The sequence below is a fragment of the Paracoccus sulfuroxidans genome (assembly GCF_007830335.1).
In the GTDB taxonomy this organism is placed as follows: Bacteria; Pseudomonadota; Alphaproteobacteria; order Rhodobacterales; family Rhodobacteraceae; genus Paracoccus; species Paracoccus sulfuroxidans.
In genome coordinates this window covers 176,964-194,203 of record NZ_VLKU01000003.1, presented here as the reverse complement: position 1 = coordinate 194,203, position 17,240 = coordinate 176,964, and the positions used below count along the sequence as shown (strand labels likewise).

At 66.7% G+C, this 17,240-nt stretch carries 11 protein-coding genes; 10 read left to right on the top strand and 1 reads right to left on the bottom strand.

Annotation, left to right across the window (positions count from 1 at the left end; all coding sequences use genetic code 11):
- The first annotated feature begins 4 nt into the window (after positions 1–4).
- The 10 genes from IQ24_RS20205 (at position 5) to IQ24_RS05755 (ending at position 16,233) form a co-directional block, all read left to right on the top strand.
- Entirely contained in the window at positions 5–1,024 is a 1,020-nt protein-coding gene (locus tag IQ24_RS20205) for a branched-chain amino acid ABC transporter permease (RefSeq protein ID WP_199756496.1), read from the top strand.
- Entirely contained in the window at positions 1,021–2,772 is a 1,752-nt protein-coding gene (locus IQ24_RS20200) for a branched-chain amino acid ABC transporter ATP-binding protein/permease (RefSeq protein WP_199756495.1), read from the top strand. The genes IQ24_RS20205 and IQ24_RS20200 overlap by 4 nt, the downstream gene beginning before the upstream one ends.
- Positions 2,769–3,479 (top strand): ABC transporter ATP-binding protein, encoded by a 711-nt coding sequence (locus tag IQ24_RS05790; RefSeq protein WP_145396864.1) that lies wholly within the window; start codon positions 2,769–2,771, stop codon positions 3,477–3,479. The genes IQ24_RS20200 and IQ24_RS05790 overlap by 4 nt, the downstream gene beginning before the upstream one ends.
- A gap of 271 nt (positions 3,480–3,750) precedes the next feature.
- Entirely contained in the window at positions 3,751–6,780 is a 3,030-nt protein-coding gene (locus tag IQ24_RS05785; RefSeq protein WP_145396863.1) for a vWA domain-containing protein, read from the top strand.
- A gap of 7 nt (positions 6,781–6,787) precedes the next feature.
- Positions 6,788–7,507, top strand: coding sequence for an ATP-binding cassette domain-containing protein (locus IQ24_RS05780; protein WP_145396862.1), 720 nt, complete (start codon positions 6,788–6,790; stop codon positions 7,505–7,507).
- Positions 7,507–8,724, top strand: coding sequence for an FtsX-like permease family protein (locus IQ24_RS05775; protein WP_145396861.1), 1,218 nt, complete (start codon positions 7,507–7,509; stop codon positions 8,722–8,724). Before IQ24_RS05780 ends, IQ24_RS05775 begins: the two co-directional genes overlap by 1 nt.
- Entirely contained in the window at positions 8,717–10,648 is a 1,932-nt protein-coding gene (locus IQ24_RS05770; RefSeq protein ID WP_145396860.1) for a formylglycine-generating enzyme family protein, read from the top strand. Before IQ24_RS05775 ends, IQ24_RS05770 begins: the two co-directional genes overlap by 8 nt.
- Before the next feature lie 20 nt (positions 10,649–10,668).
- Positions 10,669–11,475 (top strand): YMGG-like glycine zipper-containing protein, encoded by an 807-nt coding sequence (locus IQ24_RS05765; RefSeq protein WP_242007936.1) that lies wholly within the window; start codon positions 10,669–10,671, stop codon positions 11,473–11,475.
- Entirely contained in the window at positions 11,472–12,935 is a 1,464-nt protein-coding gene (locus IQ24_RS05760) for a trypsin-like peptidase domain-containing protein (protein WP_145396859.1), read from the top strand. The genes IQ24_RS05765 and IQ24_RS05760 overlap by 4 nt, the downstream gene beginning before the upstream one ends.
- A gap of 505 nt (positions 12,936–13,440) precedes the next feature.
- Complete coding sequence (locus IQ24_RS05755) at positions 13,441–16,233, top strand: calcium-binding protein (protein ID WP_145396858.1); 2,793 nt, start codon at positions 13,441–13,443, stop codon at positions 16,231–16,233.
- Here the strand turns inward: IQ24_RS05755 and IQ24_RS05750 are convergent.
- Complete coding sequence (locus IQ24_RS05750; RefSeq protein ID WP_145396857.1) at positions 16,230–17,123, bottom strand: MBL fold metallo-hydrolase; 894 nt, start codon at positions 17,121–17,123, stop codon at positions 16,230–16,232. The two genes, IQ24_RS05755 and IQ24_RS05750, sit on opposite strands and share 4 nt — an antisense overlap.
- Positions 17,124–17,240 lie beyond the last annotated feature (117 nt).

Genomic DNA, 17,240 nt, shown 5'->3' with positions numbered 1-17,240 from the left:
TCAGATGAACGGAATGATCGCGGCACTGCTTGCGCAGGATGCGCTGACCAGTGGCGCGATCTATGCCTTGCTGGCCATCTCTCTGGTGATGGTGTTTTCGACCACCCGCATCCTGCTGATCCCGCAGGGGGAAATCGTCTCTCTGTCCGCGCTGACGCTGGCCTCGCTGGAGGCCGGGCATGTACCGGGCACGCTGTGGCTTCTGGGATTGGGGGGCCTTGTGGTGGCGGGGCTGCAGGCACTCTCGGGGCAGATCCGGGGAGCGGTGTTGTGGCTGGCGATCCCCGGCGCAATCATCGCCGCGACCCGCCTCTTGGCCGCGCATGATCTTGGCGCGGCGGGCCGGATGACGCTGACGCTGGCGATCTGCGCGCCGCTGAGCGTCATCATGTACCGCTTGGCCTTCCGCCCGCTGGCCCGCGCGCCCACGCTGGTGCTGCTGATCGTCGCGATGGCGGTACATGTGCTGCTGACCGGCTTCAGCCTGATGGTCTTTGGCCCGGAGGGCTTCCGCACCCGCCCGCTGCTGCCCGGTACGATCACCGTGGCGGGCATGCCCCTGCGCCTTCAGGCGCTGGTCATCATCGGCACGGCGGCGGTGCTGCTGACGGCGATGGCGCTTTACTTCGGCCGGACGCTGGGCGGCAAGGCCCTGCGCGCCACAGCCTCGAACGCGACCGGAGCCCGGCTGGTCGGCATCCGCCCCGAGGCCGCAGGCGAGGTCGCCTTCCTGCTGGCCGGGCTGATCGGCTGCATCTCGGGCATGTTGATTTCCTCGATGACGACGATCTATTTCGACACCGGCTTCATGATCGGCCTCAAGGGCTTCATGGCGGCAATCATGGCGGGACTGGGTTCCTATCCGCTGGCCGCCGCCGGGGCCGTGCTGATCGGCGGGATCGAGAGCTATGCCTCATTCTATGCCTCGGCCTTCAAGGACGTCATCGTCTTTGCGCTGATCATCCCGGTGCTGATCTGGCGCAACATGATAGACAGCCGGAACCGCGACGAGGAAGAGGAATGAAGGCGCTGGCCCCCTTTGCGGCGGCGCTGTGCCTGGCCGCCCTGCCGCTGGTCCTGCCGCAATACTGGCTGACCCTGATGAATTTCACCGGGCTGGCCGCCATCGTCGTGCTGGGTCTGGTGCTGCTGACCGGGGTGGGCGGCATGACCTCGTTCGGGCAGGCGGCCTTCGTGGGCATCAGCGCCTATACGACCGCATGGTTCACGACGCAGGCGGGGCTCTCGCCCTGGCTGACGCTGCCGCTTTCGCTGGCGGTCACGGCCAGTGCGGCGCTGCTGATCGGGCTGCTGACGCTGGGCCTGCGCGGGCATTACCTGCCGCTTTCGACGCTGGCCTGGTCGATGGCGCTTTTCTATCTGGTCGGCAACCTGCCGCAGCTTGGCAGCCATGATGGCATCGGGAACCTGCCGCCCCTGTCGATTGCGGGCCATGTGCTGGGCGGGCGCGCCTTCACCTGGCTGACATGGGGCGCGGTGGGGCTGGCCTTCCTTTCGGCACGAAATCTTCTCGACAGCCGCACCGGGCGGGCGCTGAGGGCGCTGCGCGGCGGGCGCATCATGCTGCAGGCCTTCGGGGCCGACATCCGCCGCCTGAAGCTGCTGGTCTTCGTCCATGCGGCGGTGCTGGCGGCGCTGTCGGGTTGGCTCTACGCCCATATGATGCGCTTCGTCTCGCCCACGCCCTTCGGGATCAGCGCGGGCATCGACTATCTGTTCATGGCGGTGATCGGCGGCGCCGCCAGCCTCTGGGGGGCAATCATCGGATCGGGCGCGGTGGTGGTGGCGCGCGACCTGCTGCAGGACATCGTCCCCGGCCTGACCGGAGCGACTGGCGCGACCGAGCTGCTGGTCTTCGGCCTCGTCGTCGTGCTGGTCCTGCAACGCGCGCCGGGCGGCATCACCGGACGGTTTGCCCCGCCCCCGCGTCTGCCCCGCGCGGCCCTGTCGCATGACGCCACCCCCTTGCCGCCGCGCCCTGCCATGACCGCCGAGCCGCTGCTGGCGGCGCAGGGGCTGACCCGCCGCTTCGGCGGTCTGACCGCCGCAAATGACATCTCGCTCAGCGTCGAGAAGGGCCGCATCCTTGGCCTGATCGGACCGAATGGCGCGGGCAAAAGCACGGTTTTCGACCTGCTGACCGGGGTGACCGTGCCTGACGCGGGCCGAGTTCTGCTAGCCGGGCAGGACATCACCGACAGCAAGCAGACGGCCATCGCCCGCGCAGGGCTTGCCCGCACCTTCCAGCACACCCGCCTGCGCGGCGATATGACACTGCTAGAGAATGTCGCGATCGGCGCGCATGCGCGGGGGGGCTGCGGCGCGCTTGCCTCGATCTTCCGCCGCGACCGGGCCGAGGAGGCGCGCATCTTCGCCACCGCCCGCGCGCAGCTGCAACGGCTGGGGCTTGAGGCCCGCGCCGAGGTGCTGGCCGGACAACTCTCGCAAGGCGAACGCCGCACGGCCGAGATTGCCCGCGCGCTCGCCTCGGACCCCACGGTCTTGCTGCTGGATGAGCCCGCCGCCGGCCTGCGCCACGCCGAAAAGCAGCACCTAGCAAGCCTGCTGCACCAGCTTCGCGCCGAGGGGCTGGCGATCCTCATCATCGAACATGACATGCGCTTCCTGCTGGATCTGGTGGACCGCGTCGTGGTGCTGAACTTCGGCCAGCAGATCGCCGAGGGCACCCCCGATGAGGTGCGCGCCAATCCCGCCGTGCAAAGCGCCTATCTGGGTGAGGGTGAGGCATGAGCGCGCTTTTGCAGGTCAGCGGCCTTTTCGCCGGATATGGTCAGGTCGAGGTTCTGCACGATCTGACGCTTGAGGTTCCGACCGGCAGCGTCGTCGCCATCATCGGCCCCAATGGCGCGGGCAAGACGACGCTTCTGAAGGCGCTGGCCGGGCTTTTGCCCGCGCGCGGGCAGATGGCGCTGGACGGGATGCCGCTTGCGGGCCTCTCGGTCGAGGCGCGGCTCAGCCATGGCGTCAGCCTTGTTCCCGAAACGCGCGAGCTTTTCGGCGACATGTCGGTGGCCGACAACCTCGCGCTTGGCGGCTTTCGCCACCGCCGCGACCGGGCGGGTCTGGCGCGCGACCTGCAGGCGGCCTTCGCGCGCTTTCCCCGACTGGCCGAGCGGCGCGCGCAATATGCATCGTCCCTCTCGGGCGGAGAGCGGCAGATGCTGGCGCTGGCCCGCGCGATGATGTCGCGGCCGCGCCTGCTGCTGCTTGATGAGCCGTCGCTGGGCCTTGCCCCCCTGATCGTGCGGCAGGTGCTGGAGGATGTGGCAGGGTTGCGCGAACAGGGGATCTCGGTCCTGCTGGTCGAACAGAATGCCCGCGCCGCGCTGAAGATCGCCGATCTGGCCTATGTGCTGGAGGGCGGCCGGATCACCGCAAGCGGCCCCGCCGACACCGTCGCCCAAAGCCCCCGCGTGATGGAAAGCTATCTGGGATAGCCCCCCGTCTCACGGCAGCGTCATTAAGACTTTCTTTACCTAAGCCTCATATTTCTCGAAAGAACCGGGAAGAAGAGGGGTTGTGCGCTTGCCATCGTTTTCACCTCTGTTCATATTCCCGTGAGAATCCCGCGGCGTGACATTCGGCGGGCAGGTATTCGGGGACGGTGACAGTGACATCTATCGATCAGGCGTGACCGCAACCGGTCGCAGCAGGACCTGACCCCCTCCGGGCAAATTCATCTCATTCATCACGACAAGGAAGGCAGACATGGCATATCTGCGCCGGACCGTTATCGCAGGCGTCCTCCTCGCATCGGCGGGGCATGCTCAGGAAGCCTGCGTGCCGCAATATCAGGCCGAAAAGATCTCGCTTTCGCTTGAGGTGAATTCGGTCACGCGCAATCTGCGCCGCCTGCAGGCACGCATCGACGGGCAGGAACTGCGGGTCAGCGATCTGGCCGCGCGCGCCGATGTGGCAATGCTGGCCGATGCCCCTGCCCTGCCGCCGCCTCCGGCTTTTGAGCTGGGGGATGCGAAGGGCTGCTCGCAGCCGCTGACCCAGGAACTCGCCAAGATCGAGGTGATCAAGAAGCTGATCGCGACCGCGCAGGCCGAGATCGAAGCGCGCGAGGATGCGATCACGCGGCTTGAGAATGGGGAAGTTCCAGCCGCCCCCAAGGTCACCGGCGTCCCCGAGCATATCGCAAAGGCCGGGCCGACCGTGGAAGACACGGCAGAGGCGAAGCCCGCCGCCAAGAGCGCCGCCGAGGCCGTGCCTGAAACCGATGGCACCGAGGCCCCCACCGAGACAGCCGAGGCAGAAACGCCCCCGTCCGAGCCGGAGGCCGTGACGGCCACGCCTGCCCCAACTCTGCCTGAAGCCCCGGCGACTGCGGAGGCTGATGTCGAAGCGCCTTCGCCCGAGGCAGAAACCCCCAAGGATACCGCAGGGGCCACGCCCGCCCCCGCGCAACCGGAGGCTCAGCCCGAAACCTCAGCGACCGCCGTTGCAGATGCGGCCCCGGCAGAGCTGGAAACCCCCGCCGCTGCTGAACCCGAGACTGCGGCCACCTCCGATCCGGAGCCTCAGACCGACGCCCCTGTCGTTGCCAGCGCCGAGCCCGAGCCGCAAGCCGCACCCACTGACAGCACGGAAACCAGCACCACAGCCGATGCTGCCGATGCTGCCGATGCTGCCGATGCTGCCGATGCTGCCGATGCTGCCGAAAGCATGGAGCCTGTCCCCGAAGAAACGGCAACCGTCGCACCCGAAAGCGGCACCGAAACCGCCGACGCCGCCCCTGCCGAGGCCCCCGAACCCGGCCTGACGCCCCTGACCGTCGCGGACAACCCCGAGCTTTTCCAGCGCGTGATCTCGATGCCGCAGATGCAGGTCCACGACGCCCCCGGCGTGACCGAGCCGGGCCGCGCCATGGCCGCCTTCTCGGTGCTTTACGTCTTCGAACGGCGCGATCTGGGCGGCGAGGAATGGCTGCAGGTCGGCAGCGCGCTCAATGCCGCGCCCGTCGGCTGGACCCGCAATGCCGAGGCGCTCGACTGGTCCTCAATGCTGGTGATGCAGTTCGCCCCGCGCGGCAAACGCAACCGCGTGCTGTTCTTCGGCAGCGACGCGCCCCTGACCGACATGATCTCGGGCCCCTTCTATCAGACCAGCGCGCTTGGCATCTATGACAAGCTGACCGAAGAGCGTCGCAAGCTGGCGAACGACCCCGGCCATCAGCCCGCCTGGAACCCCGACCTCGTCGCGATCGAGCCCGAAACAGCGGTCCGCTTCGACGACAAGCCCTATCTGCTGCCGATCCTCGACTGGCGGCATGAGATGTTCGACGGCACCGAGGATACGACGCTGGTCAAGGTCGCGGCCCTGCCCGCCCAGCCTGCCGCCAACATCGGCGAGCGTGATGATGCGAGCTTCCAGTCCTCGGCTGCGAAGGCCGCCGAAAACGATGACGAATTCCGCGTGGGCGTCGTCTTCGTGGTCGACACCACGGTCTCGATGCGACCCTTCATCGACCGCACCTATGACGCGATTCAGGGCTTCTACGACGCGTTCAGCAAGCTCGAGAGCGCGAAATATGTCTCATTCGGCCTGATGGGCTTCCGCGACACCATCGAAACCGACCCCGAGAAGCTGGAATATGTCACCCGCAACTTCCAGCCGCTTGATCCGGACGCGCCGCCGCAAAGCCTGCTCAGCAACATGCGCCGGATTGAAGAGGCCAAGGTCTCGAACCTGGGCTTTGCCGAAGATGCCATCGCCGGTGTCGTCGACGCCATCGATGAGAATGACTGGACGCCCTTCGACGCGCGGCTGATCGTGCTGGTGACCGACGCCTCGGCCCGCACCGACGCCAAGGCGAAATATCCCGACATGACGCTGGAGCGGCTGAGCGAGAAGGCCCGCGCCCAGAACATCACCATCGTTCCGATCCATCTGCTGACCCCGGCCAATGACAAGGCCGGAGATGCCGAGATCGCCCGCACCCAGTACCAGAAACTCGCGCAGACCGGCGATCTGGCCGAGAACAAATATCTCGCGCTGGATGCCACGACCGACGACACTTTCGGGCGCGAGCTGACCGAAATGGCGCGCGATCTGGCCACCAAAACCATGCAGGCAAACGCAGGCGAGGTTCTGCGCGACGGGTCCGAGGCGATGGAGCCCATGCCGGACGCAGCACCCGAGGCCGCCCCGGCCGAGGCCCCGGAAACCGGCCGCCTGTCGCAGATCGTCGGGAATGAGATCTTCCGCGCGCAGCTGGAAAGCCTTGGCCGTGTCGAAGGCAGCGCCGCCCCGGCCTTCCTTGCGGGCTGGGCTGCGGATCGCGATCTGGCGAACCCGGATGTCGAAACGCTGGAGGTCAGCGCCTATCTGACCCGCAACCAGCTTTCGACGCTCGACAAGCGGCTAGAGGCGATCATTCAGGCCTTCCGCAGCGGTGGTCAGGACCCGCAGGCCTTCTTTGCCAATCTGCAGATGCTCGCGGCGCAGACCTCGACCGACCCCGACAGCCTGCGTCAGGGCGACCGCGCCACGATCGAGGCGATCCTGCCGAGCTTCCTGAAAAAGCTGCCCTATCGCAGCCAGGTCCTGCGTCTGGACCAATCCTACTGGTCCTCGATGTCGGTCAGCCAGCAGCAGGAGTTCATCGAGAACCTGGAAACCAAGCGGCGCATCTATGCCGACCTGTTCGGTGAAACCGGGATCTGGGCCGATTTCGGCGCGGGCGATCCGGGGCTTGAGGCGACGCCGGTGCGCCTGACGAACCTGCCCTGACGCACGCATGAACGCGGCCTGCTTTGACCTTGCCGATCTGGTGCTGACCCGTGCTGGCCGCACGGGCAGCCCCGCCTATCGGCTGGAGATCCCGCGCCTGACCGTCTGGCCCGGCGCGCGCATCGGACTGGTGGGCGAAAGCGGCATCGGGAAAAGCACGCTTCTGGACATATTGGCGCTGATCCGTCGGCCCGACAGCCTGCGGCACTTCCAGCTTTCGGGACGCGATATTGCGCAGGATCTGACGCGCGGCCGCATGCGCCGCCTGACCCGCATGCGGCGGCGGCACATCAGCTATATCCTGCAGGATGGCGGCCTGCTGCCCTATCTCAGCATCGGCGCGAATGCGCGTCTGGCGCGGCGCTTGGCACGCTCGGATCAGGCAGACGGGATTGAGAACCTCGCCCAAACCCTTGGCATCGCATCGCTTCTTGGAAAACTCCCCTCGGCCCTGTCGGGTGGGCAGCGGCAGCGGGCGGCGGTGCTGCGCGGGCTTGCCTCGGGGGCGCAGGTGATCCTCGCCGATGAGCCGACAGCCGCGCTCGACAGCCAGAACGCGGGGGCCGCGATGCGGCTTCTGGCCGATCTGCCGCGCGACCGTGCGGTGATCGTCAGCAGCCATCAAGAGGCGCTGCTGACCTCTTGCGGCTTCGTCCTGTGGCGTCTGGTCGCGCAAGACCGCAGCGCCGTCGCGACCCGCGTCACCCTGAAGATCGAGGCGGCGTGATGGCGGGCGTGCTGATCCTTCCCTATCTGGCGATCCGCGACCTCTGGCACGGCTGGCGCTCCAGCCTGTGCCTGATGCTGGCGGTGGCGGTGGCCCTTCTGCCGATCCTGTTGCTGGGCGGGCTGGGTCTGGGGGTGGTGAACAACCTGATCGACCGGCTGCGCTCGGACCCGCGCATCGCCGAGATCCGGCTGGCCCGCGACCTGCAGCTTGCGCCCGAATGGTTCGTCACCATGCAAAAGGATGAGCGGGTGGCCTTCCTTCTGCCCCGCTCGCGCTATCTGGCGGCCTCGGTGCGGATGCGCGGCCCGGATACACGCGAACTGCTTGAGCCGCGCTTGCTGCCGACCGCGCCGGGCGATCCGCTGCTGGCGGGGCTTCCCGTGCCGCAGGGCCTCAATGAGACGGTGCTGACCGAACGGCTGGCCATCGCAGCCGGTGCCGCGGCGGGCGATGAGGTCACCCTGACCGTGCTGCGGCAGGTGGGCGACCGCCGCGAAAGCCAGCATCTTTCCGTCAAGGTCATCGGCGTCCTGCCCCGCGATCTGCTGCAAAGCGACGATATTTTCGTCGACCGCGCGCTGGAAACGGCGGTCGAGCGCTGGCGCGAGGGCTTTGCCGTCCCCGAACTCGACTGGCCGGGCGCGAGGGGTGAGGCCAGCGACGCCCCGAACCGCAGCTTTGCCAGCTTTCGGCTTTACGCCCGCGACATCCGCGATGTGCCGGGGCTGCGCGACGATCTGATGCGGCAGGGGCTCGACGTCTCGACCCGCGCTGAAGAAATCGAGACGGCGCTGGCCGTCGAATCCGGCATCGGCTGGGTGTTTTCGCTGGTCACCGTCTTTTCCGTGCTGGGCTTCGTCCTGACGCTGGGGCTGCATCTGGCGGCGGGCGTCATGGAAAAGGCGCGCGAGCTGTCCCTGCTGCGCCTTCTGGGGCTGCAGGCGGAATCGGTCGCGCTGCTGCCCTCGCTTCAGGGGGCGATGATCGCGGGCAGCGGGGCCGCTTTGGCCGGGCTTTCGGCCTGGGCGGTGCAGCCGCTGGTCAACGCGCGACTGGCGGGGCTTGGCGGTCTGGAGGGGCCGATGATGGCGCTTCAGCCGCAGCATCTTTTGTGGGCGGCGGTGCTGGCCGTGGCCGCAGGCGCGCTTTCGGGCTGCGCGGCGGGCTGGCGCGCGGGCCGCATGCAAGTGGCCGAGGGGTTGAGACATGATTAAGCCAAAACTCATTCTGGCGGCCCTGATGCTGACCGCGCCCTTCGCCGCGCCGGTCCGGGCGGCGGAACCCGTTCTCTGGTGCCAGATCGACGATCCCGCCGGTTGGGCGGGCGCGCGTCAGGCGCTGATCGCCTCTGGCGAGACGGATCTTGGCAAGCTGAAATGCCCCGAAACGCCCGCCTCGGGCAGCCTGCCGCAAGAGCTGGCACTGCCCATGCCCTGCGGGCGGCACATGATGTTTCGCCGCATCGACGTGCCTGCGAAGGGCGGTCTCGATCAGGTCAACGCGAGCTTTGGCCGGGTCATCGACATCGCCGCCGAAACGCCGCAGGCGGTGCTGTCGAACAGCCCCTGGAACGCCCCGGTCTCGGGCCCTTTCGCAGTGGATGGCGAGGGCAACGGGCTTGGCTCGGACAAGCTGGCCGATACACAGGCGCGCAGCTTCTATCTTGCCAAATATGAGCTGACCCAGCCGCAATGGCTGGCGTTCGAGGCCGGGCTGCTGGACCAGCCGCCCACCGAAACACTGGCTGAAGACGCGCCCGCCTGCACGGGCTATGTGACGCAACTGGGCGCGATGAACCTGCGCCAGATCGAGGCGAAGGGCGCGCTGTCCTGGTATGATGCCATCGCCTTTTCGCGGGCTTATTCGGCCTGGCTGATCGCGCTGGACGATCAGCGCATCAAGGGTGGCGAAGCGCCAAGCCTGCCTTGGAACCAGGGTGCGACGGGCTATCTGCGCCTGCCCTCCGAGGCGGAATGGGAATTCGCCGCGCGGGGCGGGGCCGCCTATGTCACCGCCCAGAACCGGGGCCGCCAGCTTTATCAGGTCATCGGCACCGAGGGGCAGCCCCGTGACGCCACTCTGGATGAGATCTGCGCGCCGCCGCCGCGCAGCGATACGCCGAAGCCCGGCGCGGTCGGCACGCGCCTGCCGAACCTCTTTGGCCTTTACGACATGCTCTGCAATGCCGAGGAAATCGTGCTGGACCTGTTCCGCCCGACCCGCCCGGACGGGCTGGCCGGTCAGGTCGGCGGGGTGATCGCCAAGGGCGGCTCATCCCTGATCCTGCGCGAGGGCAATGCCATCGGCCGCCGCAGCGAGGCCGCCGCCCTTTTCACCCAGCGGGGTGAGGGGCGGACGCCCGCCATGGGCACGCGGCTGGCAATCTCGGCTCCGGTTTTCCCGGGTCGGCGCGACAGTGAAGCCGCCCCGGTCGAGGGCATGGCCAACCCTGCGCTGGAGGAAAATATGCTGGCCGGACGGCAGGCGCTTTTGCAGGGCGGTGCCCATCTTGACGCCGGGGACGCGCAGCAGATGGGTCAGGAGCTGACCCGCCTGCGCCGCGAAATCGCCGAGCGTGAGCTTTCGCGCGAGGAACTTGAGCGCAAGACCGATGAGCTACAGGTCCAGATGGACCGGATGAACGTGGCGCTGGCCGAAAAGGAAAAAGAGGCCGTCCGCTTCTCGATCCGCTCGGGGATGCTGGCCAGCAACCTGATCGACCGCATCGGCCGCAACATGGGCCTTGCGATGTTCGAGCTGGAGCGGATTGACCGTGCCGCCGAGGACTCGGGCCTCTCGCGGGCCGAGCGTGACGCGCAGCGCAGCCGCGTCCTGACACGTCTGGCCGAGAATGAGACGCGGGTGCAGGACGCCTATGACCTTTACCTGCAGGTGCAGGTCGAACTGGCCGCCCGCCCGGCGCCGCTGGTCGACGGTGCCTTGCGCGACACGCAGGGCGCGCTGGCCGATCTGGGTGGCGAAAGCCTTGCGCAAAATCTGGACCTGCTGGTCCGCCACCTTGGTCTTTTGCGCGAACAGCGCGGCCAGCTGACGGACGGGCTGCGGCAAAGCTGGCTGGTCGATGTCGACGCCACCCGCGCCGAGCGCCAACGCGATTACCCCGAATATCAGCAATAACCCATGGAAGGAGATGCCTGATGTCCCAAAAATCCCGCTTCAAGCTGTTCGGCAAGGGCACCGCCCTGATGCTGGCGGCCACCATGCTGCTGCAGGCCTGCGATGAGCAGATCAATGTCGCGGAAAACGCCCGCGACGCGGGTGACAGCTGCAACAGCTATTACACCGCCATCTCGAACGCGCGCTCGACCGAGATCAACAAGCAGGCGAACAACGCCGCCGCCGGCGCCGTGTTCGGCGCGATTCTGGGCGCGGCCGTTTCGGGCAGCAATGACCGCGCCAAGGGCGCGCTGATCGGCGCGGCGGCCGGTGGTCTCGCGGGCTATTCGGCGACCTATTACCAGCAGAAGGCCAAGAATGCCGCCGATGCGCGCGCGCTGCTGTCCTCGGTCAACGCCGATGCCCGCACCGAGGCGGGTCTTGTGACCGAGACCGGTCGGGCCGTTGCGGGTCTGCGCCAGTGCCGCAGCCAGCAGACCACCGCGCTGGCTCAGGGGATCCGCGCGGGTCGCATCAACAAGACCGACGGCGCGACGCAGCTGGCCACGCTGAAGCGTCGCATCGCGACCGACAACAAGCTGATCTCGGCCTCGTTCAACGGCATCGGCCAACGCGTCGACGGCTATGTCGACGCCTCGGCGGCGGCGGCTCAGGTGAACCGCGCGACCTATCTGGCCTCGCGCGAACAGGCCGCCCGCACCGCCCGCGCCGCGACCCCCAGCGTCGCGACGGTCAGCAGCTCGCTCAACCGGCAGAAGTCGACCGATGATCGGCAGCGCGCCAGCCTTGAGGCGAATGTTCAGGCGATCGAGAAGCTGCTCGGATGATCGGCCGCGCCCCTGCCTTTCGCGCCACGCACCTGCCGGGCCGGATCGGCGGGGCGCTGCTGTCCGTGACACTGGCCTGCGCAGCCCCTGCGCAGGCCGACCTGCCCCGCGCCATCGTCAGCGCCTTCAACCTGACCCCCCCCGAATCCGCCGGGTCCGAGCTGGCCGATATCCAGCGCGACCTGCTGTGGACGGGCCATTATCGCGGCATCATCGACGGGACTGCGGGACCGGGCACCGATGCCGCCATCCGCAGCTTCCAGACCAGCCTCGATCAGGTCGCCACGGGCACGCTGGATGCGGCGTCTCGGGCGACGCTGGCCAAACGCGCGGCCGAGACGCGGCAGGATATGGACCTGCGGGTCTCGACCTCGGACTGGACGGGCATTCGCATGGCGGTGCCGCATGGCTTCGTCTCGGAGCCCCGCATCGACCCGGATGATCCGCTGGACATGCTCTACGAGGGCCGCGCGGCGGTCCCGTTCGAGATCCGGCAGCTGCGCTTTGATTCCGGCGGCGGCGGCTTCAATCCGCGCAGCCTCGCCGCCGATATCGTGAAGGACAAGAAGGACGCCGAGGTGCTGACCGCTGGCACGGCCGAGGGCGTCGGCTACATGCAGATCCGGATCGAGGATCTGGTCTTCTATTCCATCATGGGCCACGAAAAGGGTGAGACGCGGGGCGTCTCGGTCGTGGTTTCCAGCTCGGATTCGATGGCCCTGCTGCCGGTCATGGCCGAGGTTTTCGCCTCGACCGACCTGTTTGCGGGCGACGGCGTGCCCATGGATGACGTGACGCGCAGGCTGTCGCAGGGCCGCTATCCGGGCATGGAGGACCGGCCCGACTGGTACCGCTCGATGAAGGCCAGCGGCTCGGGCTCGCTCGTCTCGACCGAGGGGCATGTGCTGACGAACCACCATGTCATCGCGTCTTGCGACCGGTTGACGGTGAACGGTCAGCCCGCGCTGCTGATCGGCTCGGACGTGCGGCTGGATCTGGCGCTGCTGAAAGCGCAGCGCTTCGCCGGGCGCGAGCCGGTCACCTTCCGCTCACGCGGGCCTGCCTTGGGTGAGGGGATTCTGGTCATGGGCTATCCGGTTTTCAGCCTGACGCAGGCGATGAACGTGACGGACGGGGTGATCTCCAGCACCTTCGGGTTCGAGGGCAGCAGGCTGAGCCTACAGATCACCGCGCCCGTGCAGCCCGGCAACTCGGGCGGGCCGGTCTTTGATCTGGCCGGTCAGCAACTGGCCGTGGTTGCGGCCAAGGCGGGCAAAAGCCTGCGGGCCGAAACCGGGATCGAGAACATGGCCTGGGTCATCCGCGCCGAGGCCGTGCGCGAGTTTCTGGACCGCTATCAGATCCGTTTGCGCACCGCAGATGGGGCGGTGCGGCCTGCGCCGACTGATTCCATCGTGGCCAGCCAGCGCGACAAGGTCCTGCGGGTTGAGTGCCACTGACCGGCGTTCATCCGTACGGCGTCATGGCGAGGCCTTGCTGATCTGACCTTCTGGATGAACGGGCCTCCCGTCGATCGTCGGCGTATTTTCGCCGATGAATGTTTGATGGTCAATTCACCGGCTGGATCAAAAGTTAACACGATAATGTTCTAAATCCGCCCGGTTCAGCGCAATAATCCCCTGAAAATCAGCCAACAACCGGCAGTTGCCTTCGACAAGCCCTGAATGAGTCGCTTGACCCTGACAGTCACGCCCGTTTGATGTTCGCGTGGCAAGCACGCAATCGCGCACTCTGCGGGATCTTGCCCATCGCCAGTCCGAGCGGACGAAAACCTGCTGCCACGCAATTTCATGGCGGCGCCTTGTTCGACCGGCGCGGGCTGCCCGTGCGTGACGTTTCACCCATGCCGCAAGGCAGTCATCCGGCCGGGGCGACCTTGTCCCACGGGTGAAGACGCTTGCCTGCGGATCCACTGTTGAAGCCCGCGAATTCAGGAGCTTGCCCGTGTGCCCCGCTATCTCGAACCCCTCGATCGGCATTGGTTTGAACGGCGTGACCGATTGGACCACGCAATCCCCCTTCATTGACGTCTTCAAGACGGCGCGCGACTGGGTCGGGCATCTGGAGGGGCAATGGGGCGGTGCCTCGGCCGCGCTGATGAAGACGGTCATGGACGCGCAGGGCTGGCTGACCGCCCTGCCCGAGGGCGTGTCCCATGTCAGCACGATGCTGCTGACCAGCCTGCCTGCCGAGATGACTTCGGCCGCCGGACGCTACCGCATGACCTATGAGGGCGAGGGCACCATCGCGATCTATGGCGCGACGAATGTTGTCCAGAATGATGGCGAAATCTGGTTCACCTACACGCCGAACGGCAGCACCGGCATCACCATCGACATTACCGAGATCAATGAAACCGATTACCTGCGCAATGTCTCGGTCGTGCATGAGCGCGACATCGGACGCCTCGAGGATGGCGAGATCTTCAATCCGCGCTGGCTGGATCTGATCCAGGATATGCGCTCGCTTCGGTTCATGGACTGGCAGCACACGAATGGCTCGACGCTGGCCCGCTGGGCCGACCGGGCAACGCAGGACGACGCCACATGGGGCACGGCGGCGGGCGTTCCCCTTGAGGTCATGGTCGAGCTGGCGAACCAGACCGGAACCGATCCCTGGTTCAACATCCCCTTCAACGCGAACCGCGATTTCATCACCCGCTTCGTCCGCTATGTCGAAGAAAACCTCGACCCCGAGCTGAAGCCTTATTTCGAGATGTCGAACGAGGTCTGGAACTGGCAGTTCGGCCAGACCCACACCGCCAACACCGTCGGCCAGTCGAAATGGCCCGGCGTCGGCACGGCCTATCTGCAGGAATATGCCGCGCGCGCGGTCGAGATGGCGAAGGTCATCGATCAGGTCTATGGTGCCAGTGTCAACGACCGGGTCTATAAGGTGATCTCCTCCCAGACCGGCTGGGAGGGGCTGGAGCAGGCGGTGTTCGACGCGCCCGATTACGTCGCCTCGACCGGCAACAACGCCCCCTATACCTATTTTAACAGCTTCGCGATCACCGGCTATTTCGACGGCGCGCTTGGCCGTGACGAAAAGGCCGCGACCGTCAAGACATGGCTCGCGCAGTCGCTGACCCGGGCCGAGCGTGCCGCCGATGCCGCGAACCTGACCGGGGCCGCGCGCGCGGCCTATATCGCCGAGCATCGCTATGACCATGCCGGAACCCTGGCCTTCCGAGAGCTGCGCGATGGCTCGGTCACCGGCGACGCGACCGGATCGCTGCAAAGCCTTTACGCGACCTTCGCCTATTACAAGCGGGTCACGGATGCGCGCGGGCTGGAGCTGGTCATGTATGAGGGCGGCACCCATGTCGTCGGCGTCAACGACTGGCAAAACGATAATGAGCTGACCGATTTCTTCCTGTGGCTGAACCAGCATGACGAAATGGGTACGCTCTATACTGAGCTGTTTCAGGGTTGGCGCGATGCGGGCGGCACCATGTTCAACGCCTTCGTCGACGTGGCCTCGCACAGCAAGTTCGGCTCCTGGGGGGCGCTGCAGCATATCGACGATCAGTCGGCACGGTGGGACGCCCTGACGCGCTTCAATGAGCTTGTCCCCGCGTGGTGGGAGACGCGCGCGCCCGGTGCCTTCATCGGCAGCCGCGAGGATGGCGGCCTGCCCCCCGACAACACCCTGTTCGGCACGCCGGGGCATGACACGATTCAGGGCACCGCAGGCGCCGACCGGATCGACGGTCTGGGCGGCAACGACTCGCTGCGCGGCATGCAGGGCGACGACACGATCTATGGGGGCCCCGGCAATGACACGCTGATCGGGGATGCGGGCTTCGACCAGCTGCACGGAGGCACCGGCAACGACCTCTATATCGTTGATTCTACTGGAGATCTGGTGATCGAGCTGGCCGGTCAGGGGATCGACACGGTGCGGACGCCGGTCAACTGGACCCTGTCGGACCATGTCGAGAATCTGGTGCAGATTGGCACGGCGAACCTGCAGGGCACCGGCAACGCGTTGGACAACACGATCACCGGGAACGCGGGCCACAACACCCTGTCGGGCGGCGCGGGCAATGACACGATCAATGGCGGCAATGGCGACGACCTGATCAATGGCGATGATGGCAATGACATGCTGTCGGGCCAGAACGGCCGGGACACGATCAATGGCGGCGCGGGCGATGACACGCTGCAGGGGCTGAACGACGACGACGTGCTGGACGGCGGCGCGGGCAACGACAGCCTGTCGGGCGGCAATGGCAACGACCGCCTGCAAGGGGGCATCGGCAATGACAGCCTGAACGCGGGCGGCGGAAACGATACGGTCAATGGCGGCAATGGCCACGACTATATCTGGGGCGTGGCGGGCAACAATCTGCTGCAAGGCGGGACCGGCAATGACACGATCGACAGCGGCAATGACAGCTCCACCCTTCAGGGCGGCGCGGGCGATGACCGGCTGATCATCCGCTGGGACCATGGCGCGCGTCACGTCGTCTCGGGCGAGGCCGGGGCGGATACGTTCGACTTCCTGAGCCGCGACTCGGCGCAGACCAGCGTCACCACGATCCGCGATTTCGAGGTGGGTATCGACACGCTGAAGGTCGAAGGCGTGATCGTGTCACGCAGCACGCCGGAAAGCCGGCTGGAGGCGGCGGGGATCAGCTTCTCGACCGCTGCCGATGGCTCTCTGGTGGTGCATTTCGACAGCGGTGACACGATCCGCCTGCTGGGGGTCACCGCCGATCTGTTCTGGGGCTAGATCTCATCGGCGGGGACGCCACCCAGCGCGTTCAGCGGGATCTTCAGATAGCGGGTGCCGTTCGCCTCGGGCTCTGGCAGGCGGCCGCCGTTGATGTTCACCTGCAGCGCCGAGAGGATCAGGCGTGGCATCGGCAGGGTCGCGTCGCGGCGGTCACGGGCGGCGGTGAACTCGGCCATCGTCTTGTAGACCGACAGATGCGTATTCGTCTGCCGCTGCTCGGCCACGGTCGATTCCCATCTGGCCGGGCGACCGCCCTGTTCGTAATCGTGGCCGGTGAACAGCCGCGTGTCGTCGGGCAAGGCCATGATCCCTTGGATCGAGTGCCACAGCGCCTCGGACGAGCCGCCGGGAAAATCCGCCCGTGCGGTGCCGGTGTCGGGCTGGAAGATCGTGTCATGGATGAAGGCCGCATCACCGATGACAAAGGTGATCGAGGCCAGCGTATGCCCCGGCGAATGCATGACGCGCGCCGGGATCGAGCCCAGCATAAACTCTTCCCCGTCCTGAAACAGATGGTCCCACTGGCGGCCATCCTGCGGGAAATCGGGCCAGTTATAGATCCCGGCCCAGAGCTTCTGCACCCGGGTCACATAGCTGCCGGTCGCCATCGGCGCCTCGGTACGCTCTTTCAGATAGGGTGCTGCGGAAAAGTGGTCGGCATGCGGATGGGTGTCGAGGATCCACTGCACCCGATATCCCATTTCCGAGATATAGCCCAGAATGCGGTCGGCATTCTCGGTCCAGGTCCGCCCGGCCTTTTCATCATAGTCCAGAACCGGGTCGATGATCACGCAATCACGGGTCTCGGGATCGGCCACGACATACTGGATCGAGCCGGTCCGGCGGTCGTAAAATCCGGTGACTTCGGGGCGCGGAATATGTTGCATGGGCCTGTCTCTGATCCGGTCATGAAGCTCTCGGAGCATCTGTAAGGCCCCGCATTCCATTTGCAAAGCCGCCAGCACTTGCCAGTTTCGCCACGGCTGGTCAGGGTTGGGGCCAGA